The sequence below is a fragment of the Myroides sp. NP-2 genome (assembly GCF_014145665.1).
Lineage (GTDB): Bacteria > Bacteroidota > Bacteroidia > Flavobacteriales > Flavobacteriaceae > Flavobacterium.
Genome location: NZ_JACHTD010000056.1, coordinates 1 through 526, shown reverse-complemented (window position 1 = coordinate 526; position 526 = coordinate 1). Strand labels below are relative to the sequence as shown.

Sequence of the window (526 nt, the reverse complement as noted above, 5' to 3'; positions counted from 1 at the left end):
AGCCGCAGTGGGAAGTAGCCGATGTGCTGAGAAAAGTCGATTTGTCCAACCAAAACTTTACCGTTCATCAAGAAAAAACGTTAAGAGCATTGACTTTGTGCCGAACTGCTGCTTTGGGCGGACATGTAGATGCTTGTGATGCTTGTGGCAACATTAGTATTAGTTACAACAGTTGTCGCAATAGGCATTGCCCGAAATGTCAAGGTCATAAACGTGAAGAATGGATTCAGGCACGTGAGCAGGATTTGTTGCCTTGTTCGTACTATCATTTGGTTTTTACCCTTCCAGATTCGCTTAATGGATTAGCGATTGCACATCCAAAAATCGTTTATAAAATCTTGTTTGATTCTGTTTGGTCGACATTAAATCAATTCGGAAAAACGGAAGGTTTGCAACTAGGAATGATTGCGATTTTACATACCTGGGGACAAAATTTAAGTTTACATCCACATTTACACTGCATTATTCCTGGTGGTGGAATTGATGCCAACGGTAAATGGAAACGCAAGATAAAAACCGATAAATA

The 526-nt window shown here is 40.1% G+C and carries 1 protein-coding gene; it reads left to right on the top strand.

The annotated features are described in order from the left end of the window. On the top strand, positions 1 to 526 hold a 526-nt coding region (locus H4K35_RS15615; RefSeq protein ID WP_182628816.1), incomplete at both ends, for a transposase zinc-binding domain-containing protein.